The 22779-nt window shown below is 70.9% G+C and carries 18 protein-coding genes; 9 read left to right on the top strand and 9 right to left on the bottom strand.

The genetic code is table 11. The features are described from left to right. Positions 1 to 50 precede the first annotated feature (50 nt). Positions 51 to 1322: an MFS transporter gene (locus ACQPXS_RS14165; RefSeq protein ID WP_365326691.1), complete on the bottom strand. Its 1272-nt coding sequence runs from the start codon at positions 1320 to 1322 to the stop codon at positions 51 to 53. 213 nt (positions 1323 to 1535) lie between these two features. Here ACQPXS_RS14165 and aroQ point away from each other — a divergent pair, with 213 nt between their 5' ends. After that, positions 1536 to 2009 carry a type II 3-dehydroquinate dehydratase gene (gene aroQ / locus ACQPXS_RS14160; protein WP_351800751.1) on the top strand — a complete coding sequence of 158 codons (474 nt, stop codon included), beginning with the start codon at positions 1536 to 1538 and terminating at the stop codon, positions 2007 to 2009. On the opposite strand, the gene ACQPXS_RS14155 is transcribed toward aroQ, so the two are convergent. The 5 genes from ACQPXS_RS14155 to ACQPXS_RS14135 all read right to left on the bottom strand — a co-directional run bounded on the left by ACQPXS_RS14155 (position 2010) and on the right by ACQPXS_RS14135 (position 6250). Beyond that, positions 2010 to 2768 carry an amino acid ABC transporter ATP-binding protein gene (locus ACQPXS_RS14155; RefSeq protein WP_433449519.1) on the bottom strand — a complete coding sequence of 253 codons (759 nt, stop codon included), beginning with the start codon at positions 2766 to 2768 and terminating at the stop codon, positions 2010 to 2012. After that, positions 2765 to 3667, bottom strand: a complete 903-nt coding sequence (locus ACQPXS_RS14150) for an amino acid ABC transporter permease (protein WP_433449517.1) — start codon at positions 3665 to 3667, stop codon at positions 2765 to 2767. The genes ACQPXS_RS14155 and ACQPXS_RS14150 overlap by 4 nt, the downstream gene beginning before the upstream one ends. Further along, positions 3664 to 4548, bottom strand: coding sequence for an ABC transporter substrate-binding protein (locus ACQPXS_RS14145; RefSeq protein WP_433449516.1), 885 nt, complete (start codon positions 4546 to 4548; stop codon positions 3664 to 3666). Before ACQPXS_RS14145 ends, ACQPXS_RS14150 begins: the two co-directional genes overlap by 4 nt. A gap of 314 nt (positions 4549 to 4862) precedes the next feature. Continuing rightward, positions 4863 to 5519, bottom strand: coding sequence for an MBL fold metallo-hydrolase (locus ACQPXS_RS14140; RefSeq protein ID WP_351800759.1), 657 nt, complete (start codon positions 5517 to 5519; stop codon positions 4863 to 4865). A 44-nt stretch (positions 5520 to 5563) separates the two neighbouring features. Beyond that, complete coding sequence (locus ACQPXS_RS14135) at positions 5564 to 6250, bottom strand: maleylpyruvate isomerase family mycothiol-dependent enzyme (RefSeq protein WP_351800761.1); 687 nt, start codon at positions 6248 to 6250, stop codon at positions 5564 to 5566. Between the two features lie 224 nt (positions 6251 to 6474). Between ACQPXS_RS14135 and uvrA the strand changes: the two genes are divergently transcribed. Further along, the gene (gene uvrA / locus ACQPXS_RS14130; RefSeq protein WP_433449515.1) at positions 6475 to 9501 is read left to right on the top strand and encodes an excinuclease ABC subunit UvrA; all 3027 of its coding nucleotides are present in this window, start codon (positions 6475 to 6477) and stop codon (positions 9499 to 9501) included. 162 nt (positions 9502 to 9663) lie between these two features. On the opposite strand, the gene ACQPXS_RS14125 is transcribed toward uvrA, so the two are convergent. Next, the gene (locus tag ACQPXS_RS14125; protein WP_433449514.1) at positions 9664 to 10575 is read right to left on the bottom strand and encodes a carbohydrate kinase family protein; all 912 of its coding nucleotides are present in this window, start codon (positions 10573 to 10575) and stop codon (positions 9664 to 9666) included. After that, the gene (locus ACQPXS_RS14120; RefSeq protein WP_433455805.1) at positions 10572 to 11702 is read right to left on the bottom strand and encodes a LacI family DNA-binding transcriptional regulator; all 1131 of its coding nucleotides are present in this window, start codon (positions 11700 to 11702) and stop codon (positions 10572 to 10574) included. The genes ACQPXS_RS14125 and ACQPXS_RS14120 overlap by 4 nt, the downstream gene beginning before the upstream one ends. Positions 11703 to 11948: 246 nt before the next feature. Here ACQPXS_RS14120 and ACQPXS_RS14115 point away from each other — a divergent pair, with 246 nt between their 5' ends. Further along, a complete protein-coding gene (locus tag ACQPXS_RS14115) occupies positions 11949 to 12377 on the top strand; it encodes a Rieske (2Fe-2S) protein (RefSeq protein ID WP_433449513.1) in 429 nt (142 codons plus the stop codon). Positions 12378 to 12543: 166 nt separating this feature from the next. Here the strand turns inward: ACQPXS_RS14115 and ACQPXS_RS14110 are convergent, their stop codons facing one another. After that, positions 12544 to 13491, bottom strand: coding sequence for a hypothetical protein (locus tag ACQPXS_RS14110; RefSeq protein ID WP_433449511.1), 948 nt, complete (start codon positions 13489 to 13491; stop codon positions 12544 to 12546). A 280-nt stretch (positions 13492 to 13771) separates the two neighbouring features. Here ACQPXS_RS14110 and ACQPXS_RS14105 point away from each other — a divergent pair, with 280 nt between their 5' ends. The 6 genes from ACQPXS_RS14105 (at position 13772) to ACQPXS_RS14080 (ending at position 22524) form a co-directional block, all read left to right on the top strand. Beyond that, entirely contained in the window at positions 13772 to 14146 is a 375-nt protein-coding gene (locus ACQPXS_RS14105) for a hypothetical protein (protein ID WP_433449510.1), read from the top strand. A 68-nt stretch (positions 14147 to 14214) separates the two neighbouring features. Beyond that, positions 14215 to 16311, top strand: coding sequence for an excinuclease ABC subunit UvrC (gene uvrC / locus ACQPXS_RS14100; protein WP_351800775.1), 2097 nt, complete (start codon positions 14215 to 14217; stop codon positions 16309 to 16311). After that, positions 16308 to 17327, top strand: a complete 1020-nt coding sequence (gene rapZ, locus ACQPXS_RS14095) for an RNase adapter RapZ (RefSeq protein WP_351800777.1) — start codon at positions 16308 to 16310, stop codon at positions 17325 to 17327. The genes uvrC and rapZ overlap by 4 nt, the downstream gene beginning before the upstream one ends. After that, positions 17324 to 18415 carry a gluconeogenesis factor YvcK family protein gene (locus ACQPXS_RS14090; RefSeq protein ID WP_433449506.1) on the top strand — a complete coding sequence of 364 codons (1092 nt, stop codon included), beginning with the start codon at positions 17324 to 17326 and terminating at the stop codon, positions 18413 to 18415. The genes rapZ and ACQPXS_RS14090 overlap by 4 nt, the downstream gene beginning before the upstream one ends. Further along, the gene (whiA, locus tag ACQPXS_RS14085; protein ID WP_030583311.1) at positions 18406 to 19395 is read left to right on the top strand and encodes a DNA-binding protein WhiA; all 990 of its coding nucleotides are present in this window, start codon (positions 18406 to 18408) and stop codon (positions 19393 to 19395) included. Before ACQPXS_RS14090 ends, whiA begins: the two co-directional genes overlap by 10 nt. 174 nt (positions 19396 to 19569) lie before the next feature. Further along, positions 19570 to 22524 (top strand): M14 family zinc carboxypeptidase, encoded by a 2955-nt coding sequence (locus tag ACQPXS_RS14080; RefSeq protein WP_433449504.1) that lies wholly within the window; start codon positions 19570 to 19572, stop codon positions 22522 to 22524. Positions 22525 to 22779 lie beyond the last annotated feature (255 nt).

The raw sequence follows: 22779 nt of genomic DNA, 5'->3' as shown, positions 1-22779 counted from the left end.
CCTCCACGGGAGGCCTGTGGCCCGTCGCCGACGTCCTGGGTCCCGGCCGGTCAGCCCGTCGCCGGCTCCACCACCGGCACGGGCACCGGCCGCGTCTCCGGCAGCAGCGTGAAGCACACGAGACTGATCAGCCCGATGCCCGTCAGATACACGCCCACGGCCCAGGGCACCCGCCCGCTCTGCTCCGCGAGTGCCGTGGCCACGATCGGGGTGAGCGCGCCGCCCAGCACCCCGCCGAGGTTGTAGCCCACCGCGGCGCCCGTGCAGCGCACCCGCGCCTCGTACAGTTCGGGCAGGTAGGCGGCGATGACCGCGAACATGGTGACAAAGGCGATCAGCGCGCCCAGGATGCCCAGGAACATCAACAGGGGCCGGCCGGTGGCCAGCAGCGCCACCATCGGAAGCATCCACACGACGCAGGCGGCGCACCCCGTCAGACACATCGGGCGCCGCCCGTAGCGGTCGCCGAGCAGCGCCACCAAGGGCGTGAGGGCCCCTTTCACCACCACCGCGGCCATGACGCAGGTCAGCATCACCGTCCGGCTCACCCCGAGCCGCTCCGTCGCATACGCCAGCGACCAGGTCGTCACCGCGTAGAACACCGCGTATCCGATGGCCAGCGCGCCGGCCGTCAGCAGCACCAGCCGTCCGTGATGCCGTACGACCTCGACGAGCGGCACGCGCGCGTGGTCGTCGATTTCCAGGAACCGGGGGCTCTCGGCGAGCGAGGAGCGCAACCACAGCCCGGCGAGCGCCGGCGCACCGGCGACCCAGAACGGCACGCGCCATCCCCACTGCGCGAACTCCGCGTCGGGCAGGGCCGCCGACAGGGCGAGCATCACCCCGTTGGCGAGCACGAAGCCGACCGCAGGCCCTACTTGAGGGAAGCTCGACCACAGCGCGCGTCGCGCGGCCGGCGCGTGCTCGGCCGTCAGCAGGACCGCTCCGCCCCACTCCCCGCCCAGCCCGAGACCCTGCAGGAAGCGCAGCACGAGCAGCAACAGGGGCGCGGCGACGCCGATCGTCCCGTACGACGGCACGCAGCCCACCGCGACGGTCGAGGCGCCCGTGAGCAGCAGCGAGGCGACGAGCACCGGCCGCCGCCCGTGCCGGTCGCCGAGATGCCCGAACACCACCGAACCCAGCGGCCGGGCCACGAACCCCACCCCGAACGTCACGAACGCCGCCAACGTCCCCGCGACCGGCGAGAACGTCGGGAAGAACAGCGGCCCCAGCACCAGGGCCGCCGCGGTCCCGTAGACGAAGAAGTCGTAGAACTCGATCGCGGTCCCCGCCAGGGACGCGGCGGCGAGTCTCGGCATCGAAGGGGCGCTCACGGCACGTACAGGCTGCATGCCGCGTCAACCACCCACCGTGATCAACAGTTACGGGGCGCGCGGAGGCGATCGGGCGACCGTGGCGTGCGCCGCCGAGGCCTCCGGCGCACGTGGCCCGCCATGTGCTCCGGTCACCCGTGATAGACCGGGTGCGAGCGGCGGTCGTCGACGTACCGCCCCGAACGGACCGGAGGAAACGTGCCCCGCACCCTGGCCAACGCCCCGATCATGATCCTCAACGGGCCCAACCTGAACCTGCTCGGCCAGCGCCAGCCCGAGATCTACGGCAGGGACACTCTGGCCGACATCGAGGCGATGTGTGCCAAGGCAGCGGCCGCGCACGGCGGCACCGTGGACTTCCGGCAGTCCAACCACGAGGGTCAGCTGGTCGACTGGATCCATGAGGCGCGCCTGAACCACTGCGGGATCGTCATCAACCCCGGCGCCTACTCCCACACGTCGGTCGCGATCCTGGACGCACTCAACACCTGCGACGGCATGCCCGTGCTGGAGGTGCACATCTCCAACATCCACCAGCGCGAATCGTTCCGGCACCACTCCTATGTCTCGCTGCGCGCCGACGGCGTGATCGCCGGATGCGGAGTACAGGGCTACGTCTTCGGTGTGGAGCGGGTTGCCGCCCTGGTGGGCGCGGCCCAGGCCGACGCGTAGCTACAGCCGGCCCGCCTCCACGATCCGCCGCAGGAAGCGCCGCGTGCGCTCCTGCTGCGGGTCGCCGAAGACCTGCTCGGCGGTGCCACGCTCCAGCACGACGCCACCGTCCAGAAAACAAACCTGGTCGGCGACGTCCCGAGCGAAGCCCATCTCGTGCGTCGCCAGCACCATGGTCATGCCGTCGTCCTTGAGATCCCGGACCACCTCCAGCACCTCGCCCACGAGTTCGGGATCGAGCGCCGCCGTGATCTCGTCCAGCAGCAACAGCCGGGGCCGTACGGCAAGCGCCCGCACGATCGCCACACGCTGCTGCTGACCGCCGCTGAGCCGGTCCGGATAGGCATCCGCCTTGGCGCCCAGTCCCAGGCGCTCCAGCAACTCCCTGGCCCGTTCCTCGGCCTCCGCGCGGGAGACGCCGTGCACCCGGCGCGGCGCCAGCGTGATGTTGTCCAGCACGGTCATGTGCGGGAAGAGGTTGTACGCCTGGAAGACCACGCCGATCCGGCGCCGCACCGCGTCCTGGTCGGCACGGGGATCGGTGATCTCCTCGCCGTCGAGCCAGATCGCGCCGTCGTCGATCTCCTCCAGGAGGTTGGCGCAACGCAGCAGCGTGGACTTGCCCGAGCCGGAGGCGCCGATCAGCGCGGTCACCGTGTGCGGGGCGACCTCCAGACCGACGTCGCGCAGCACGACGGAGCCGCCGAAGGTCTTGCGGACGGACTCCATGCGCAGCACGGGCGCGACGATGTCGCTCATAGCGATCCTCCCTGGGCCCGCTGCCGGTCCATCCGGGCCGTCACCCAGTCCGTGAACCGGGTCATCGGAATGGTCAGTGCGACGAAGACCAGGCCCGCGACGATGTACGGCGTGTAGTTGAGGCTGCGCTGGGCGATGATGTCGGCCGCCCGCACGGCGTCGACCGCGCCGCCGATCGACACGAGCCCGGTGTCCTTCTGGAGCGACACGAGGTCGTTCAGGAGGGGTGGCACCTGACGCCGTACCGCCTGGGGGAGCACCACGTACCGCAGTGCCTGACGGTTGGTCAGGCCCAGCGAGCGGGCCGCCGCGCGCTGGGAGGGGTGCACGGACTCGATGCCGGCGCGGAACACCTCGGCGACATAAGCGGAGTAGGTCAGTGTCAGCGCCGTACCACCGAGCAGGACGGGATCGACGGTCACGCCCTGCAGGCGCAGCGCGGGCACCCCGAAGACCACGATCATCAGATTGATGATCAGTGGCAGACCGCGGAAGAAGTCCGTGTAGGCGGCTGCCAGCACCCGCAGGGGAAAGAACACGGGCCCGGGCAGGGTGCGCGCGATGGCGATCAGCATGCCGAGGACGAGTACCAGCACGCCGCAGATCAGCAGCAGCCGGACGTTGAGCCACAGCCCTTCGAGGACCTTGGGCAGGGCCTCGCGCGCGTACTGCCCGTCGAAGAAGGTCTCCTTGGTGCGCGGCCAGCCGGGCGCGTTGACGACGACCAGATAGAGGACGACGCCGGTGACCAGGGTCGAAAAGGCGGCGATCGCCGTCGCGCGGCGGGCACGCGCGCGCTTGTGGCGTTCACGTTCCAGTCGCCGCTCGGACGGGACATACCCGTCGCGCATGGCGTGCTCGCCGGAGTCCTCCCCGGACTCCTCCTTTGTGACCGTCACTTGAGCACCGGAGCGTCGACGGCGTCGGACAGCCACTGCTGCTCCAGCTTCGCCAGCGTGCCGTCCTTGCGCAGGGCGTCCACGGCCGACGTCACGCACGACGTGAGGCCGCTGCCCTTGTCGAGGACGAGCCCGAACTGCTCGGGCGTACCGCCCTTGTTCTCGAACTGGCCGACGATCTTGGCGTTGGTCACCTGGGCGGAGGTGACGTAGAAGGCGGTCGGCAGATCGGCGACGATCGCGTCCACCTGACCGTTCCTGAGCGCGGAGACGGCCTGGTCGTTCTTGGAGTACGCGGCCGCCTGCTGCGACGGCTTCACCACGTCGCTGATGTAGTCGAGGCTCGTCGTGCCCACCTGGGCGCCCAGCTTGAGGCCCTTCAGGTCCGCGATGCTCGTCGCCTTGGCGGCCTTGCTGCCCTTCAGCGCGATGACGGCCTGGCGCACGTCGTAGTAGCCCGAGGAGAAGTCGACGGCCTTCTTGCGCTCGGTGCTGATCGACACCTGGTTGATGTCGAAGTCGAAGGTCTTCTCGCCGGGCGCGAACGCCTTGTTGAACGGCACGCTCTGCCATACGACCGCGCTCTGGCCGTAACCCAGCTGCCGGGCCACGGCATAGGCGACCGCCGACTCGAAGCCCTTGCCGTTCGCGGGCTTGTCGTCCTTGAACCAGGGCTCGTACGCCGGTTCGTCCGTCGCGATCGTCAGCTTTCCGGACGTCTTGGTGGCCAGCCTGCCCTTGGCGCAGCTCTTCGCGGCCGAGCCGGAGGGGGAGGCCGACGCCTTCTCCTCCGGCTGCGGAGCGCAGGCGACGGCGGTGGCGAGCAGGGCTACGGTGACGGCGGCTGCCGCACGGCGCAGGACACGAGGGGCTGTGTACATGGCGGGAGATTGGCAGCGAACCCCGCGTTTGTCCAGGTCACGACCATAACTGTCCGCATGCTGGGAACGGGTGTTGCGGTCGTGTGAACGACCCTCAGAGTGAGGGCCATTGGCCTGGGCCGCCGGCCGAGGGCGGGGTTGAAGACCGGCGGCCCTGCCGCAGAGGAGCCGTCACCCTCTGCGGGTTTGCCACCAGTTGACCGCGTGACAGGGCGTGCGGGGAGCGCGTACGCGCCCCCGGCGCGTGCGAAACGTTCACACGGGGCGCGTGGCGAGCACGCGCCCGGCGCTCGGGAGAGGAAAGCGCCCGGCGCTCACCACCCGCGCGCGTGCCACTCCGGCAGCTGTGGCCGCTCCGCGCCCAGGGTCGTGTCGTTACCATGCCCGGGATAGACCCAGGTCTCGTCGGGCAGCACGTCGAAAATCTTCGTCTCCACGTCGTGGATCAGGCTGGCGAAGGCCTTCGGATCCTTGCGCGTGTTGCCGACACCGCCCGGGAAGAGGCAGTCGCCGGTGAAGACGTGCGGGTGGCCGTGCGGGTCGTCGTAGACCAGGGCGATGGAACCCGGAGTGTGCCCGACGAGGTGCCGCGCGGTGAGCTCCACCTGTCCCACCCTGATGACGTCGCCGTCGTCCACGAGGACATCGGTGGGCACGGGGATGCCGGGGGCGTCCTCGCGGCCGGCGTACGTACGCGCGCCCGTGGCCGCGACGACATCGGCGAGCGCCTGCCAGTGGTCGCCGTGCTGATGTGTGGTGACGACGGACGCGATGCCGTCGTCACCGATCATGCCCAGGAGCGTCTGCGCCTCGTTGGCGGCGTCGATCAGAAGCTGCTCGTCGGTGGCCCGGCAGCGCAGCAGATAAGCGTTGTTGTCCATCGGGCCGACCGCGATCTTCGTGATCATCAGGTCCTTCAGCTCGTGCACATCCGCCGGTCCGCCGACCCTGACCTCTCCGGTGTACGTCATGACGATCAGCCTATAGCGGAGGGGCCCCGCGGACCCTCCGGGACCTACAACGGAGGCAGCTTCGGCAGCGTGCCGTTCGTGGTCAGGCCGGACCCGTCGCGTCGCCCGGCCAGCCAGCCGAGCAGGTCGGCGGCCGACCCCTCGACCCCGACCGGTCCGCCCTCCGCTCCGCCGCCCGTGGTCCAGTTCCGGCCATCGCCCGCGCTCAGGCCGGTCGAGGGGACGTCCTTGTGCCCGGCGAAGCGCTCCGCCAGGAAGTCGATCTCCCGGTCCGTGAACTCGGCCGGAAGGTCCTCCAGCTCGTACCCGATGCCGAGATCGACGTGGTGCAGCTCGACCTCGACCCACCGCCGGAACGGCACGCGGGACGCCGAGTCGGTGACCCCGTTGCGCAGCTGAACCGTGCGCGACCAGTCCGCCGGCACGTCTCCCACCGCCTGGAAGCGGGCCGCGCTCTCGCGCAGGTCGGCGAGCTGGTCGTCGAGGGGACGCGGGGCGTCACGCTCGATGTCGGCGTCCCGCGCCTCGGCGCTCGCGTACATGGGGCGGCCTTCGAGCACGTTCACGAGCGCGTCCGCGTTGCGGGCGAGGTGGGCGAGGATGTGCCCGCGGGTCCAGCCCGGAAGCCGTGACGGCTCGGCGAGCGACGCGTTGTCCAGTTTGGCGACCGCGGTGAGCAGCCGTTCGGTCGCGTCACGTACACATGCCAGGTCATGAGCGTGATCAATCATGGGCCTGACCCTAGCCCCACCACACCTTCGGGTGAAGGTGGTGAACCTCGTCCACAAATCGAAAGCACGTGCTATATCGTCGAGGGCGGCGTCGGGCATGCTGGATGGCCGGGGATTGTTATGCAACCGGAGAATCCGACCGGCGTTGTCAGTGGCTCCCCCTAGTCTGAAGAAGGACGGGGGCCCCGCCCCTGTCACTTCTCTCAAGAAAGGTGCGGACCGGCGTGGCCGACCGTCTCATCGTCCGTGGCGCGCGCGAGCACAACCTGAAGAATGTCTCGCTCGACCTGCCGCGTGACTCGCTCATCGTCTTCACGGGCCTGTCCGGGTCGGGCAAGTCCTCCCTGGCCTTCGACACGATCTTCGCCGAGGGCCAGCGCCGGTACGTGGAATCGCTCTCTTCGTATGCCCGGCAGTTCCTCGGCCAGATGGACAAGCCGGACGTCGACTTCATCGAGGGCCTGTCCCCGGCGGTCTCCATCGACCAGAAGTCGACCTCGCGCAACCCGCGCTCGACGGTCGGCACCATCACCGAGGTCTACGACTACCTGCGACTGCTCTTCGCGCGCATCGGCAAGCCGCACTGCCCCGAGTGCGGCCGCCCGATCTCCCGCCAGTCGCCGCAGGCCATCGTCGACAAGGTCCTGGAGCTGCCGGAGGGGAGCCGCTTCCAGGTGCTGTCGCCGCTCGTGCGCGAGCGCAAGGGCGAGTTCGCCGACCTCTTCGCCGACCTGCAGACCAAGGGCTACTCCCGCGCGCGCGTGGACGGGCAGACCGTCCAGCTGTCCGACCCGCCGGCGCTGAAGAAGCAGGAGAAGCACACCATCGAGGTGGTCGTCGACCGCCTCACGGTGAAGGAGTCCGCCAAGCGCCGCCTCACCGACTCCGTGGAGACCGCCCTCGGCCTGTCCGGCGGCATGGTCGTGCTCGACTTCGTCGACCTCCCCGAGGACGACCCCGAGCGCGAGCGCATGTACTCCGAGCACCTGTACTGCCCGTACGACGACCTGTCCTTCGAGGAACTGGAGCCCCGCTCCTTCTCCTTCAACTCGCCCTTCGGCGCCTGCCCCGACTGCACCGGCATCGGCACGCGCATGGAGGTGGACCCCGAGCTGATCGTCCCGGACGAGGAAAAGACCCTGGACGAGGGCGCCATCCACCCCTGGTCGCACGGGCACACCAAGGACTACTTCGGCCGCCTGATCGGTGCCCTCGCGGACGCGCTCGGCTTCCGTACGGACATCCCGTTCGCCGGCCTGCCCCAGCGTGCGAAGAAGGCCCTGCTCTACGGCCACAAGACCCAGATCGAGGTCCGCTACCGCAACCGGTACGGCCGCGAGCGCGTGTACACCACGCCCTTCGAGGGCGCCGTGCCCTTCGTGAAGCGCCGGCACAGCGAGGCCGAGAGCGACGCCAGCCGCGAGCGCTTCGAGGGCTACATGCGCGAGGTGCCCTGCCCCTCCTGTCAGGGCACGCGCCTGAAGCCGATCGTCCTCGCGGTCACGATCATGGAGAAGTCGATCGCCGAGGTCTCCGCGATGTCGATCAGCGACTGCGCGGACTTCCTGGGCCGGCTGAAGCTGAGCGACCGCGACAAGAAGATCGCCGAGCGAGTACTGAAGGAGGTCAACGAGCGGCTGCGCTTCCTGGTCGACGTCGGCCTCGACTACCTCTCGCTGAACCGCGCGGCGGGCACCCTCTCCGGCGGCGAGGCTCAGCGCATCCGGCTGGCCACCCAGATCGGCTCCGGCCTCGTCGGCGTCCTGTACGTGCTGGACGAGCCGTCCATCGGCCTGCACCAGCGCGACAACCACCGGCTGATCGAGACCCTGGTCCGGCTGCGCGACATGGGCAACACGCTCATCGTCGTGGAGCACGACGAGGACACCATCAAGGTCGCCGACTGGGTCGTGGACATCGGCCCCGGCGCCGGCGAGCACGGCGGAAAGGTCGTGCACAGCGGCTCCCTCAAGGAGCTGCTCGCCAACACCGAGTCGCAGACGGGCGCGTACCTCTCGGGTCGCAAGGCCATCCCGGTGCCGGACATCCGCCGCCCCCGTGACCCGTCCCGACGGCTGACCGTGCACGGCGCGCGTGAGAACAACCTGCAGGACATCGACGTGTCCTTCCCGCTGGGCGTGTTCACGGCCGTCACAGGCGTCTCGGGATCCGGCAAGTCGACGCTGGTCAACGACATCCTGTACACGCACCTGGCCCGCGAGCTGAACGGCGCGAGGAACGTCCCCGGACGGCACACGCGCGTGGACGGCGACGACCTGGTGGACAAGGTCGTGCACGTCGACCAGTCGCCGATCGGCCGCACCCCGCGGTCCAACCCGGCGACGTACACCGGCGTCTTCGACCACATCCGCAAGCTGTTCGCCGAGACCACCGAGGCGAAGGTCCGCGGCTACCTGCCCGGTCGCTTCTCCTTCAACGTCAAGGGCGGCCGTTGCGAGAACTGCGCGGGCGACGGCACGATCAAGATCGAGATGAACTTCCTCCCGGACGTCTACGTCCCGTGCGAGGTCTGCCACGGCGCCCGGTACAACCGGGAGACCCTGGAGGTCCACTACAAGGGCAAGTCCATCGCCGACGTGCTGAACATGCCGATCGAGGAGGCCACCGAGTTCTTCGAGGCCGTCCCGGCCATCTCCCGGCACCTGAGGACGCTGAAGGACGTCGGCCTCGGCTACGTCCGCCTCGGTCAGTCCGCGACCACGCTCTCCGGCGGTGAGGCCCAGCGCGTGAAGCTGGCCAGCGAGCTGCAGAAGCGATCCACCGGACGCACGGTCTACGTCCTGGACGAGCCGACCACCGGTCTGCACTTCGAGGACATCAGCAAGCTGCTGAAGGTCCTCGGCGGCCTGGTCGACAAGGGCAACACGGTCATCGTCATCGAGCACAACCTCGACGTGATCAAGACCGCCGACTGGGTCGTGGACATGGGTCCGGAGGGCGGCGCGGGCGGTGGCCTCGTGGTCGCCGAGGGCACGCCCGAGGAGGTCGCCGGGGTTCCGGCCAGCCACACCGGCAAGTTCCTGCGCGAGATCCTCGGCGCCGACCGCATCAGTGACGCGGAACCCGTGCCGGCGCAGCGCACCGCCACGGCCAGGAAGACGGTCGCGGCGAAGACGGCGGCGAAGAAGACGGTCACGGCCAAGGCCAACAACACGGCGACCAAGAAGGCCGCCACGGCCACGCAGAAGACGACGCCGGCGAAGAAGGCGACGCGGGCACGCAAGGCCTGACACATCGGCAGAAAAGCGGCGCCCCGCGGGAACTCCCCGCGGGGCGCCGCTCGTTCCACCATCAGCCACCCCGGCTCCGAGGTTCGCCAGGTCCCCCTACCACGGGTCCGGCCGCTCCTTGACAACAGCAGAGAGGAAGACAGCAGAGAGAAAAGGGGCCGCTCACAGATCACCGAGCTCGGCCGCGAACGGTGGCTCGGCCCCCGCCCGCGAGCAGGTGATCGCCGCCGCGCGTGCCGCGAAGCGCAGCAGCCGCGTCCAGCCCTCCGTCCCGAGGGCGGCCAGCGCTTCCTCCGACAGCGCGTCCAGGGCGCAAAGCCTGTGCAGCAAGGCGGCGTTCACCGTGTCCCCGGCGCCGATGGTGTCCACCACGGCGACCTTCTCACCCGGTACGGAGTACTCCGCGCCGTCCCGGGTGAACGCGGTCAGACCATCCCCGCCTCGGGTCACCACCACGGCCGCCGGTCCAGCGGCCAGCCACTCGCGCGGGGTGCCGCCCAGCCACTCGGCGTCTTCCGTGGACAGCTTCAGCAGCGTCACCGAGGGCAGCCAGCTCTTGAAACGCGCCCGGTAGGCGTCCGCGTCCGGGATCAGCCCCGCCCGGATGTTGGGGTCGAGCGAGGTGAACAGCCCCTGCCCGGCCGCCGTGCGCATCAGCTCCTCATAGGCGCTCGCCCCCGGTTCCAGGACGAGCGAGCACGTGCCGAAGGACACCGCGCGCGTACCGGCGGGCAGCGCGGTGGGGGCGGTGAACAGACGGTCGGCGGTGCCGTCGACATAGAAGGAGTAGGCGGCCGAGCCACCGTCGTCGATCGTGGCCACCGCCAGCGTCGTCGGCTCCGTCCCGCGCTGCACGCCCGACACGTCCACCCCAGCGCGCCGCAGCCCGTCGAGCAGGGCCTCACCGAAGGCGTCGTGCGACGTCCGGGAGCAGAACGCGGTGCGGGAGCCGAGCCGGCCGAGGGCCACGGCGGTGTTGTACGGGCCGCCGCCGAGCGCCGGCTGCAGGGCCGCGAGGGCGCCGGAGCCCTGCGGTACCAGGTCGATCAGTGCCTCACCGGCGACGACGATCACGAGGCGGTTCCCTTCTGCGACGACGTGGATGATGCGGTGTGTCCGGGCTCCTCGGACCCGCCCGGCTCCTCCGGGCATCCGCAGGACGTGCGATGGACGAACGCGCACGGCAGCCGTACCGTCCGGGGCGGCCGGCGCGGCTCGTCGAGACGGTCCAGGAGCACCCGGACGGCCTGTGCGCCCAATTGCCTGCTGGGCTGGGCGATGGCGGTGAGCCGGGGGGAGAACAGGTCGGCCCAGGCGAAGTCGTCGAAGCAGCACAGGGCGATGTCGTCGGGCACGGACAGTCCGTGCCGGCGCAGGGCGCGCAGGGCGCCGATGGTCATGGCGTTGTTGGCCGTGACGAGTGCCGTCGGCGGTTCGGGGAGGGCAAGCAGGGCGGCCGTGGCCTGCTCGGCACCGGTGGACTCGGAGTTGCCGGACACCAGAAGCCGTTCATCGAGGTCCAGGCCGGCGGCGCCGAGGGCGTCCCGGTAGCCCGAGACCCGCTCACTGGTGGTGCTGAGCCCGGGCAGGCCCGCGACCAGGCCGATCCTGCGGTGGCCCAGCCCGGCGAGATGAGCGACCAGACGGGCGGTCGGCTCGGCGCTGTCGGCGCATACCTGGTCGTACCAGGGCGTGACCTCGTCGGGGGTGGCGTCCGCCCCACCAGCCACCACGGAGCCGTCGGACACGTCGGTGTCGATCACCCGGTCCAGGAACACGGTGGGAACGGTGTGGCGGCTCAGATAGCCGACGAGTTCGTGCGGGCGCGCGGAGGGAGCGACGATCATGCCGTCCACCCGGCGCTCATGGAGGAGCTGTACGACCTTGCGTTCGTGCCCGGGGTCGTCGTGCGGGTCGGCGATGAGCAGGCTGTAGCCCGCTTCCAGGGCGGCGGCCTCGACGCCCTGGAGGATCTCCGTGAAGTACGGGTTGCTGATCGCCGACACCGCGAGCCCGATGGAGCGGGTGCGGGAGGTCACCAGGGACCGCGCCAGCGTGTTGGGGGTGTATCCGAGCGCGTCGATGGCGTCGAGCACGGCCTGGCGGGTGTGGGGCAGCACCGGACGGGTGCCGTTCAGGACGTGAGAGACGGTCGCCACGGAGACCCCGGCGCTCCGTGCGACGTCCGCCATGGTGGGCATCGTCTCTCCCTCCTGCACGGCCCGGGCGAAGTCGTTCCGGCCGGGACGGTATCCCATCGACCGCACCTGCGTAAACGCTTGCGTAAGCGTTTACGTCGGGCTCACCTCCACAGTCGTCCCAGAGCGCCCCCGCGCTCCTCACTGCCGCACACCGGCCCCTCCCCGTGATCACCGGCCCGCCGCGGGGCCGGGCCTTGTGCCCGGGTATCGTCGCCCTGCACACCCCTTGAGCAGTGGAGTCCCCAGATGCCCGCCCGACCGTCCGCGAGCCGTCGTACCGTCCTTCGAGGGGCCGCTGTGGCCCCGGTCGCCGGGCTCGGCCTGGCCGCATGCGCGGCACCGGGCCAGGGCAGCCCGGCCGCGGCCACTCCGACCGCGCCGGTGGATCTTGGTGCCGAGAGTGAGGTCGCGAAGGGCGGTGCCAAGCTCTACCGGGACCACAACGTCGTCGTCAGCCGCGACGGGAGCGGCGCGCTGAAGGCCTACAGCACGATCTGCACGCACGCGGGGTGCCCCATCAACAAGCTGCAGGGGACGACCCTGATCTGCCCCTGCCACGGCAGCCAGTTCGACGCCGTGACGGGCAAGGTGGTCGAGTCACCGGCCACCGAGCCCCTGACCGAGCTGTCGGTGAAGACCACGAACGGCAGGATCATCGCCGGCCCGGGCGCCTGAACGGACAGCCACGCTGCCACGCTGGCGCGTGAACGGGGTGTACGGCCGCACCGCACTGCCGCCGTGACCTTGCGCGCCCAGCTCGCCCAGCTAGCCACCCCCTCGCGGCCCACAGTCGCCGCACCCAGCCCCCCGCACTCCACGCCGGCGTGCCCCCGCCCCGACATCACTCCCATTCCCAAGCGATCCCCACGATCCCCGGCCGTATCCGTGGCTCGACCACGTGGACGCAGTGGTGGGGGCCGGTGACCGACAGTTCGTGGCGGCCGGTGCGGGGGGCCGCCGTCGAGTGCTGGGTGAAGCGATGGCAGCGGGCCGGCAGCGCGGCCGCGTCGAAGCGCACCTGGAGGGCGTACTGGCCGCCGGTAAAGCCGAAACGGTGCAGGTACTCGCGGCTGGGCCCGGCCGTGCCGTCCTCGATGCCGTACCGGAAGAGGAAGGTGTCGCCGGGGCTCAGCCGGGTGTCGAAGAGCAGCTCCGCGGCCAGCACGCCGGTGTCCTGGTCCCAGCGGACGCGTCCGGTGCGGCAGTTCTCCAGCGCCCGCACCCGGATGTCGTGCGGGCGGCAGCCGGGGTCGCCGTGGTGCACGGCGACGAAGCGGTCGACGCCGTCGCGGTGGGCGCGCACGATGTGGTGGGCCTCGCGGCCGGCCAGCTCGCGCCGGGCGCCGATGCGGACGCATTCGTGGTGGCCCAGCGTGTGCAGTCCGCCGTCGACGGACCAGCCCAGCTCGGCCCGGAGCCGGTCCAGGACGTCCGAGGCCTCGATCAGGGAGCGGTAGGAGCGCCCCGCCGGCCTGCCGCCCGCCGCGTGCCCGTCGGCCTCGGCGAGCAGCCGGATCAGTGACTCGTCCGGCAGCTGGAGGATCTCCTCCAGCGCCCGTACGGCCCGCAGCGACTCCGGGCGCTGGGGGCGGCGGGCACCCTGCTGCCAGTAACTCAGGCTGGTGACACCGACCTTGACCCCGTGCCGGGACAGATGGTGCTGGACGCGCTGGAGCGGCAGCCCGCGTGCGGCGATCGCGGCGCGCAGCGCCACATGGAAGGGGCCGCCCCGCAGGGCCGTGTCCAGTTCCGCGGTGGGGAGATGCGCGTGCTCTGTGGCATGCCGCATGCCGGGGCGCCTTTCTGTGAGGTGTCGCTACGGCTGGTCAGACCGCCTGCGCTGGTGTGCGGGGCCACCCCCGTGGGCGTCGTGGACGCCCTGGCTGCCCACACCGCGTCTGTACGCGTGCGTGCACGGCCCCGAGTTCCCCCGCATTGAAGCGTGTTGACCAGGCCCCGACAACACCTCGAACCCGCCACGACCACCCCGGCGGGGCCGCGCCTTCGCGCCGGAGCCCGCGGCCGCGAGCGTCAGGACCGCCCGAGCCGGCCGATGGGAAGATCGACGCGTGACGGAGACCTGGACCTTCGACGGTGATCACACGGCCGTGACGGCGGACGAGGCGGTCGCCGTGCTGCGGCGGCGGCTCGCCGAGGGCCGTCTCGAAACCTGGCTGACCGGCTCCGCCGGGCGCCTGCTGTCCGTGGTGAGCACCACCGAACGCGCGCTGGTGATGCTTCTCGACGGCGAGGGCGACCCGGGAGCCCACGCCGTCTCCGCGGGAGCCGGAGGGTCCAGCGGGGGTTTCCGGTCGGCGAACGGGCAGTGCGACACGTACCCCGACGAGGACACCGTGCCGCTCGACGAGGCGTTCCGGATCGTCCGGCACGTGATCCGTACGGGCCTGCCGCCGGCCCGCACCGGATGGGCTGTGGACGGCTGAGCGGCACGGCCGGGGGCGTTGTCCACAGGCCCGACGCGGTGTCGGTGCTCGCCAGTAGGGTGTGAGACATGGCCGACCCCTCCAGCTACCGCCCCAGGCCGGGTGAGATCCCGGACTCTCCGGGGGTGTACAGGTTCCGTGACGAGCACCGCCGGGTGATCTACGTCGGAAAGGCGAAAAGCCTGCGCCAGCGCCTGGCGAACTACTTCCAGGACCTGGCGAACCTGCACCCGCGCACCCGGACGATGGTGACCACCGCCGCGTCCGTGGAGTGGACCGTGGTGTCCACGGAGGTCGAGGCACTCCAGCTGGAGTACTCCTGGATCAAGGAGTACGACCCCCGGTTCAACGTCAAGTACCGCGACGACAAGAGCTACCCCTACCTCGCGGTGACGATGAACGAGGAGTTCCCGCGCGTGCAGGTGATGCGCGGTCACAAGAAGAAGGGTGTGCGCTACTTCGGGCCGTACGCGCACGCGTGGGCCATCCGGGACACCGTCGACCTGCTGCTGCGCGTTTTCCCGGTGCGCACCTGCTCGGCCGGCGTGTTCAAGAACGCCGCCCGAACCGGTCGTCCCTGCCTGCTCGGCTACATCGGCAAGTGCTCCGCCCCCTGCGTCGGGCGGATCGGCCCCGAGGACCACCGGGAGCTGGCCGAGGAGTTCAGCGACTTCATGGCCGGCCGCACCGGCACCTACCTCCGCCGTCTGGAGAAGCAGATGATGGAGGCGGCCGAGGAGATGGAGTACGAGCGCGCCGCGCGGCTGCGCGACGACATCGAGGCCCTGAAGAAGGCCATGGAGAAGAACGCCGTCGTGCTCGCCGACGCGACGGACGCCGACCTCATCGCCGTCGCCGAGGACGAGCTGGAGGCGGCCGTGCAGATCTTCCATGTGCGCGGCGGCCGGGTGCGCGGCCAGCGCGGCTGGGTCACCGACAAGGTCGAGGAGATCACCACCGGCGCCCTGGTCGAGCACGCCCTGCAGCAGCTCTACGGCGAGGAGACCGGGGACGCCGTCCCCAAGGAGGTCCTGGTCCCGGCACTTCCCGAGCCTGTCGAGCCGGTCCAGGAGTGGCTGACCGGCCGCCGCGGGGCGAACGTGTCGCTGCGCATCCCGCAGCGCGGCGACAAGAAGGCGCTCATGGAGACCGTGCAGCGCAACGCCCAGCAGGCGCTCGCGCTGCACAAGACCAAGCGCGCCTCCGACCTGACCACGCGCTCGCGCGCCCTGGAGGAGATCGCCGAGGCCCTCGACCTGGACAGCGCGCCGCTGCGCATCGAGTGCTACGACATCTCGCATCTCCAGGGGGACGACGTGGTCGCCTCCATGGTCGTCTTCGAGGACGGCCTGCAGCGCAAGAGCGAGTACCGCCGCTTCCAGATCAGGGGCTTCGCCGGTCAGGACGACGTCCGCTCCATGCACGAGGTGATCACCCGCCGCTTCAAGCGGTACCTCGCGGAGAAGGAGAAGACGGGGGAGTGGGCCGACGGCTCCGGCACCGAGGACCCCCTCACCGACGGCGACGGCACGCTCACCGGCCCGGACGAGATCACCAACTCCCTCAAGGACGACGACGGCCGTCCGAAGAAGTTCGCCTATCCGCCCCAGCTCGTCGTGGTCGACGGCGGGCAGCCGCAGGTCGCCGCGGCCCGGCGCGCCCTGGACGAGCTGGGCATCGACGACATCGCCGTCTGCGGCCTCGCCAAGCGCCTGGAGGAGGTCTGGCTGCCCGGCGACGACGACCCGGTGGTCCTGCCCCGCACCAGCGAGGGCCTCTACCTCCTCCAGCGCGTCCGCGACGAGGCCCACCGGTTCGCGATCACCTACCAGCGCACCAAGCGCGCCAAACGCTTCCGGGCCGGCCCCCTGGACGACGTCCCCGGCCTCGGCGAGACCCGCAAACAGGCGCTCATCAAGCATTTCGGCTCGGTGAAGAAGCTGCGGTCCGCCACAATCGAAGAGATCCAGGGGGTGCCCGGGATAGGCCGGAAGACGGCCGAGACCATCGCCGCGGCCCTCGCCCAGGCGGCTCCGGCCGCACCCGCCGTGAACACGGCGACCGGAGAGATCATTGATGACGAGGAACCCGATACGACGGCGGGTTCCACGGGGGAGCCCGTAACCGCGGGCCTCCCGGACGAACGACGGGGGCAGGAGAGATGACGGAGCACGACGCACAGCCCACAGCGGAGCGAGATCGGGCCCACAGTGAAGCGGGGCAGGATCAGCCACACCCCGCGGCGGGTGAGCAGCCCGCGGCCCAGGAAAACGGAGCACAGGTGAGCACGGACGGTACGCCGGCCTCGGGCCCGGAAGCGGCCATCCCCGAGCTGGTGATCATCTCCGGCATGTCCGGAGCGGGACGGTCCACGGCGGCGAAATGTCTGGAGGACCTCGGCTGGTTCGTCGTGGACAACCTCCCGCCCGCCCTCATCCCCACCATGGTGGAGCTGGGCGCCCGCTCGCAGGGCAACGTGGCGCGGATCGCGGTCGTCGTGGACGTGCGCGGCCGGCGCTTCTTCGACAATCTGCGCGAATCCCTCGCCGACCTCGACACCCGGGGCGTCACCCGGCGGATCGTCTTCCTCGAGTCCTCCGACGAGGCCCTGGTGCGCCGCTTCGAGTCGGTGCGCCGCCCGCACCCGCTGCAGGGCGACGGCCGCATCGTGGACGGCATCGCCGCCGAGCGCCAGCTGCTGCGCGAGCTGCGCGGCGACGCCGACCTGGTGATCGACACCTCCAGCCTGAACGTGCACGAGCTGCGCGCCAAGATGGACGCCCAGTTCGCCGGCGAGGAGGAGCCCGAGCTGCGGGCCACCGTGATGTCCTTCGGCTTCAAGTACGGCCTCCCGGTCGACGCCGACCTGGTCGCGGACATGCGGTTCCTGCCCAACCCGCACTGGGTCCCGGAGCTGCGGCCGTTCACCGGCCTGAACGAGGAGGTGTCGGCGTACGTCTTCAACCAGCCCGGCGCGAAGGAGTTCCTCGACCGGTACGCCGAACTGCTGCGGCTCATCGCCGCCGGCTACCGGCGCGAGGGCAAGCGGTATGTGACCATCGCCATCGGCTGTACCGGCGGCAAGCACCGCTCGGTCGCGATGTCGGAGAAGCTCGCCGCACGCCTCGCGGCCGAGGGCGTGGAGACGGTGGTCGTACACCGGGACATGGGACGGGAATGACGGAACGTACACGGCGGCTCGGCAGGCTGCGCCGGATGGTGCCGGAGGGGCGCTCCAGCCGTGCCACGGCCGAGGGGACGCCCCGCCCCGCCGAGGCCCGCGGTGGCCGGCCCCGCCGCCGGGGTGCGCAGCCCAAGGTGGTCGCGCTCGGCGGCGGCATGGGTCTGTCCGCCTCGCTCGCCGCGCTGCGCCGGATCACCGGGGATCTCACCGCCGTCGTCACCGTGGCCGACGACGGCGGCTCCAGCGGCCGGCTCCGTGACGAGCTGGGCGTGCTGCCGCCCGGCGACCTGCGCAAGGCGCTGGCCGCGCTGTGCGGCGACGACGAGTGGGGCCAGACCTGGGCCCGGGTCATCCAGCACCGCTTCCAGTCCAAGGGCGATCTGCACGAGCACGCGGTCGGCAACCTGCTGATCGTCGCCCTGTGGGAGCAGCTCGGCGACCACGTCCAGGCCCTGGACCTGGTCGGCAAGCTGCTCGGCGCGCACGGGCGGGTGCTGCCCATGTCCGCCGTACCGCTGGAGCTGCAGGCCCTGGTCAGAGGGCACGACCCGGAGCGCCCGGAGGACGTGGACACGGTGCGCGGGCAGGCGAACGTCGCCCTGACGCCCGGCGAGGTCCAGTCGGTGCACCTGGTGCCGAACGACCCGCCGGCGGTGCCCGAGGCGGTGGCGGCGGTCCTGGACGCGGACTGGGTGGTGCTCGGCCCGGGGTCCTGGTTCTCCTCGGTGATCCCGCATCTGCTCGTCCCCGAGCTGCTGGACGCCCTGATGGCGACCAAGGCGCGCAAGGTGCTGTCGCTGAACCTCGCCCCGCAGCCGGGAGAAACCGAGGGCTTCTCCCCGCAGCGTCATTTGGAGGTTTTGGGGCGACACGCCCCTAAACTCGCCCTGGACGTGGTGCTGGCCGACGAGGCTGCCGTGCCCGACCGCGACTCGCTCACCGAGGCCGCCGAGCGGCTGGGAGCCGCGGTCGAGCTGGCGCCGGTGGCCCGGACCGACGGAACACCCCGGCACGACCCGGAGCTGTTGGCCGCCGCGTACGACCGTATTTTTCGGATGCATGGAAGGATCGGCCCATGGCGATGACGGCAGCGGTGAAGGACGAGATCTCCCGGCTTCCCGTCACCCGGACCTGCTGCAGGAAGGCGGAGGTCTCCGCCATTCTGCGGTTCGCCGGCGGCCTCCACCTGGTGAGCGGGCGCATCGTGATCGAGGCGGAGCTGGACACCGCGATGGCGGCCCGCCGGCTCAAGCGGGACATCCTGGAGATCTTCGGCCACAGCTCCGAGCTGATCGTGATGGCGCCCGGCGGGCTGCGCCGCGGTTCGCGCTATGTCGTGCGGGTCGTCGCGGGCGGTGACCAGCTGGCCCGCCAGACGGGGCTCGTGGACGGCCGGGGCCGCCCGATCCGCGGGCTGCCCCCGCAGGTGGTCTCCGGGGCCACGTGCGACGCGGAGGCGGCCTGGCGCGGGGCCTTCCTGGCGCACGGTTCGCTGACCGAGCCCGGCCGTTCCTCCTCCCTGGAGGTGACCTGCCCGGGGCCCGAGGCCGCGCTGGCGCTGGTCGGCGCCGCCCGCCGGCTGTCCATCGCCGCGAAGGCCCGTGAGGTGCGGGGCGTGGACCGGGTGGTGGTCCGCGACGGCGACGCGATCGGCGCGCTGCTGACCCGGCTCGGCGCGCACGAGTCGGTGCTGGCCTGGGAGGAGCGCCGGATGCGCCGCGAGGTGCGGGCCACGGCCAACCGCCTCGCCAACTTCGACGACGCCAACCTGCGCCGTTCGGCCCGGGCCGCCGTGGCCGCCGGTGCCCGGGTGCAGCGGGCGCTGGAGATCCTGGGCGACGAGGTCCCCGAGCACCTCGCCGCCGCCGGACGCCTGCGCATGGAGCACAAGCAGGCCTCCCTGGAGGAGCTGGGCGCGCTCGCCGACCCGCCGCTGACCAAGGACGCGGTCGCGGGCCGTATCCGCCGCCTGCTGGCCATGGCCGACAAGCGCGCCGCCGACCTGGGCATCCCGGGCACGGAGGCCAACCTCAGCGAGGAGCTGGCGGACAACCTGGCCGGCTGACCGGACCACATCAACAGGCCGGTGCCGAGGCCCAGTCGGGGCCTAGGCACCGGCCTGCGCATGCCTGACACACCTTCATTTACGTGGCCGTGAGGCGCTCTTGACTCGATCACTGTCTGACATGAGCCTGGCAATCTGTTCGCCGCTGTGGCGGACCACCGCTAGGGGGGGTTCATGAGACACAGAGCGAGATCGATCCTCGCTGTCGGCGCGCTCCTGATCGGCGGAGCGAGCCTCGCACCCGTAGCCCAGGCACAGAGCGGACGTCCGGCGAAGTCCGACCCGAACGCGGTCGAGGTCTTCCGCGCCGATGTCACCAAGGCGCAGATACCCCTGCTTCTCCAGGCCGGCCAGGACGGCGACGAACTCGCCGAGCAGGTCACCGGAAGCGGTAAGTCCCAGGTCGAGGTCTACCTCACCGGCCGGCAGGCGGCGCAACTCCGTGAACAGGGCGTCGACCTCACCGAGCGCACCGTCCCGGCCAAGGCGGAGGCACGCACCGAAAAGGCGTCCCAGGGCGTGTTCCGCCCGTACGGCGGAAGCGGCGGGCTCAAGGAGGAGATCCTCCGCACCGCCCGGGCCAACCCCGGACTGACCAAGGTCGAGTCCATCGGAAAGACGGTGGACGGCCAGGACATCCTCGCGCTCAAGCTGACCAGGAACGCCGGGAAGACGAAGGACGGCTCCAAGCCGTCCGTGCTGTACCTGTCCAACCAGCACGCGCGCGAGTGGATCACACCGGAGATGACCCGGCGTCTGATGCACTACTACCTGGACCACTACAAGAGCGACAAGCGCGTCCGGAGGATCGTCGACTCCACCGAGCTGTGGTTCGTCGTCTCGGCCAATCCCGACGGCTACGACTACACGTTCCAGAACTCCACGACCCGCCTGTGGCGCAAGAACCTGCGGGACGTCAACGGCGACGGTGTCATCGGCACGGGTGACGGCGTCGACCTCAACCGCAACTTCCCCTACAAGTGGGGCTACGACGACGAGGGTTCGTCCCCCGACCCGACCAGCGAGACCTACCGTGGCGCGAGCCCCGCATCCGAGCCCGAGACCAGGGCGCTGGACGGCTTCGAGAAGCGCGTCGGATTCCGCTACGCCGTCAACTACCACTCCGCCGCCGAACTCCTCCTTTACGGCGTCGGCTGGCAGGTCGCCACCCCCACCCCGGACGACGTCCTCTACAAGGCGCTTGCCGGCACCCCGGACAACCCGGCCATCCCCGGCTACCGTTCGCAGGTCTCCTCGGAGCTGTACACCACCAACGGCGAGGCGGACGGGCACGCGTCGAACGTCAACGGCATCGCGATGTTCACCCCGGAGATGTCCACCTGCCAGACCGCCTCGCAGATCGACCCGGACGACGCCTGGAAGCCCGAGGACTGCCGGTCGGTCTTCAACTTCCCCGACGACGAGAAGCTGATCCGCCAGGAGTTCGAAAAGAACATCCCGTTCGCGCTCTCCGTCGCCGAGACCGCCGTACACCCGGACCGGCCGGTCTCCTCGGTCGGGCTGAGCGCCGCCGACTTCACCCCGGCGACCTTCCCCGTGTCGTACGCCCGGGGTGCGGACCAGGAGGTCTCCGTCGTCGTCCGCAAGGCGATCCGCGACAAGGAGCTGAAGTACCGCGTCAACGGCGGCCGTACGCACGAACAGGCGCTCCGGCGCTGGACGGGCGGCGAGACCTACGGCGGCCGGGACGACCTGTACTTCGACGAGTACCGGGCCAAGGTGCGGGGCGGCGCGCCGGGCGACAAGGTCGAGGTGTGGTTCACCGGCGAGACGAAGGGCGGCAGGAAGGCCTCCAGCCCGCACTTCACGTACACCGTCGCCGAGCGTCCGAAGGCCGACACGCTCGTCGTCGCCGAGGAGGGCACGGCGGCCACGCAGGCGCAGAAGTACGCGGACGCGGTGAAGGCGGCCGGGCACCGGGCGATCGTGTGGGACGCCGCCACACAGGGCGCCCCGGACGCGCTCGGCGTGCTGAAGCACTTCCGGACGGTCGTGCACTACTCGGGCGCGAACGGACCCGGCAACGCCACCCAGCTCCAGCTGCGCGCCTACCTCAACGAGGGCGGCCGGCTGATCGAGGCCGGTGAGCTGGCCGGCGGCAGCGTCGACCTCGGCGACGGCACCCTCTCGGACGACTTCAGCCAGTACTACCTGGGCGCCTACAGCCGTACGTCGACCAAGGGAGCCACCGGCTTCACCGGCTCCGGCGCCCTGGACGGCTACACCGGCGCCCTCGGCGACGCGCCCGGCAATCCACTGGACAAGGCGGGCGCCTACGGCGTCACCTCCGACGAGCTTCCGGTGTCGGCGTACCCGCAGTTCAAGAGCGCGGGCGCCGGCCGGTTCGCCGGGACGGCCAGCCCCTACGGGCCGTACGCCGGCTCGTACATGACCGCCGCCGTGCACACCGACGACGCCTACAAGCGCCTCACCCGCACCATCGACCTCACCGGCGTCGGCGCCGCCGCCAGGCCGGCCCTCACCACCCGGCTGTTGTGGGACACCGAGCCGGGCTACGACCACGCGGTGATCGAGGCGCACACCGTGGGCGCCGACGACTGGACCACGCTGCCGGAGGCCTCGGGCGCCACGAAGACGGCCGTGCCCGCGGACTGCGGGCAGGGATTCCTGATCGCCGAGCATCCGTGGCTGAAGCACTATCTGACGCTCGCGGACAACGCCTGCACCGCGACCGGCACGACCGGCTCCTGGAACAGCCTCACCGGCAGCTCCGGCGGCTGGCAGCAGGTCACCTTCGACCTGAGCGCCTACGCCGGGAAGTCCGTCGAGGTCTCGATCGCCTACATCACCGACCCGGGCACCGGCGGACACGGCGTGCTCGCGGACGACGCCTCGCTCGTCGTGGGCGGGTCGGCGAAGGAGACCGAGGGATTCGAGTCGTCGCTGGGCGCCTGGCACGTGGCCGGACCGCCCGCGGGCAGCCCACCGGTACGGAAGGACTGGGCGCGCTCCGGCGCGTTGTTCCAGACGTACGGAGCGGTCACCACGGACGACACCGTGCTGCTCGGTTTCGGCCTGGAGCAGGTGCCGTCGGCGGCCGACCGGGCGGTTCTGCTGAGGAAGGCGTTCGCGGCGTTCGGCGGGTGAGGGCCGCCACGTTGACAAGTCCCGCTCGCCTTGTTCCAACAGGTGAGCGGGAGACCTCTCAACAGTGCACGGAAGGGGCCCTGATCAAGTGAGCCGACCCGCTCACGAACGAGTGAAGACGACGCAAAAACCGCCCGGCATTCCGTACTAAATACGAGTGAATCCACTGCCGTTCCGGCACGGTCCGTACCCCTACTGACGGGTACGGAACGCCTGCCCGTGTATGGGCCATCTCGATGTCACCCCGGGGCCCGC

The organism is Streptomyces sp. CA-142005, assembly GCF_050942335.1.
GTDB lineage: Bacteria > Actinomycetota > Actinomycetes > Streptomycetales > Streptomycetaceae > Streptomyces.
This window is presented reverse-complemented; position numbering and strand designations above follow the sequence as displayed.

Bases quoted from the DNA above. Each gene is read 5' to 3' on its own strand.
- ACQPXS_RS14165 (WP_365326691.1), bottom strand. From the start codon at position 1,322: ATGCCGAGACTCGCCGCCGCGTCCCTGGCGGGGACCGCGATCGAGTTC.
- ACQPXS_RS14155 (WP_433449519.1), bottom strand. From the start codon at position 2,768: ATGAGCGACATCGTCGCGCCCGTGCTGCGCATGGAGTCCGTCCGCAAG.
- ACQPXS_RS14145 (WP_433449516.1), bottom strand. From the start codon at position 4,548: ATGTACACAGCCCCTCGTGTCCTGCGCCGTGCGGCAGCCGCCGTCACC.
- ACQPXS_RS14140 (WP_351800759.1), bottom strand. From the start codon at position 5,519: ATGACGTACACCGGAGAGGTCAGGGTCGGCGGACCGGCGGATGTGCAC.
- ACQPXS_RS14135 (WP_351800761.1), bottom strand. From the start codon at position 6,250: ATGATTGATCACGCTCATGACCTGGCATGTGTACGTGACGCGACCGAA.
- ACQPXS_RS14120 (WP_433455805.1), bottom strand. From the start codon at position 11,702: ATGCCCACCATGGCGGACGTCGCACGGAGCGCCGGGGTCTCCGTGGCG.
- ACQPXS_RS14115 (WP_433449513.1), top strand. From the start codon at position 11,949: ATGCCCGCCCGACCGTCCGCGAGCCGTCGTACCGTCCTTCGAGGGGCC.
- ACQPXS_RS14110 (WP_433449511.1), bottom strand. From the start codon at position 13,491: ATGCGGCATGCCACAGAGCACGCGCATCTCCCCACCGCGGAACTGGAC.
- uvrC (WP_351800775.1), top strand. From the start codon at position 14,215: ATGGCCGACCCCTCCAGCTACCGCCCCAGGCCGGGTGAGATCCCGGAC.
- rapZ (WP_351800777.1), top strand. From the start codon at position 16,308: ATGACGGAGCACGACGCACAGCCCACAGCGGAGCGAGATCGGGCCCAC.
- ACQPXS_RS14090 (WP_433449506.1), top strand. From the start codon at position 17,324: ATGACGGAACGTACACGGCGGCTCGGCAGGCTGCGCCGGATGGTGCCG.
- whiA (WP_030583311.1), top strand. From the start codon at position 18,406: ATGGCGATGACGGCAGCGGTGAAGGACGAGATCTCCCGGCTTCCCGTC.
- ACQPXS_RS14080 (WP_433449504.1), top strand. From the start codon at position 19,570: ATGAGACACAGAGCGAGATCGATCCTCGCTGTCGGCGCGCTCCTGATC.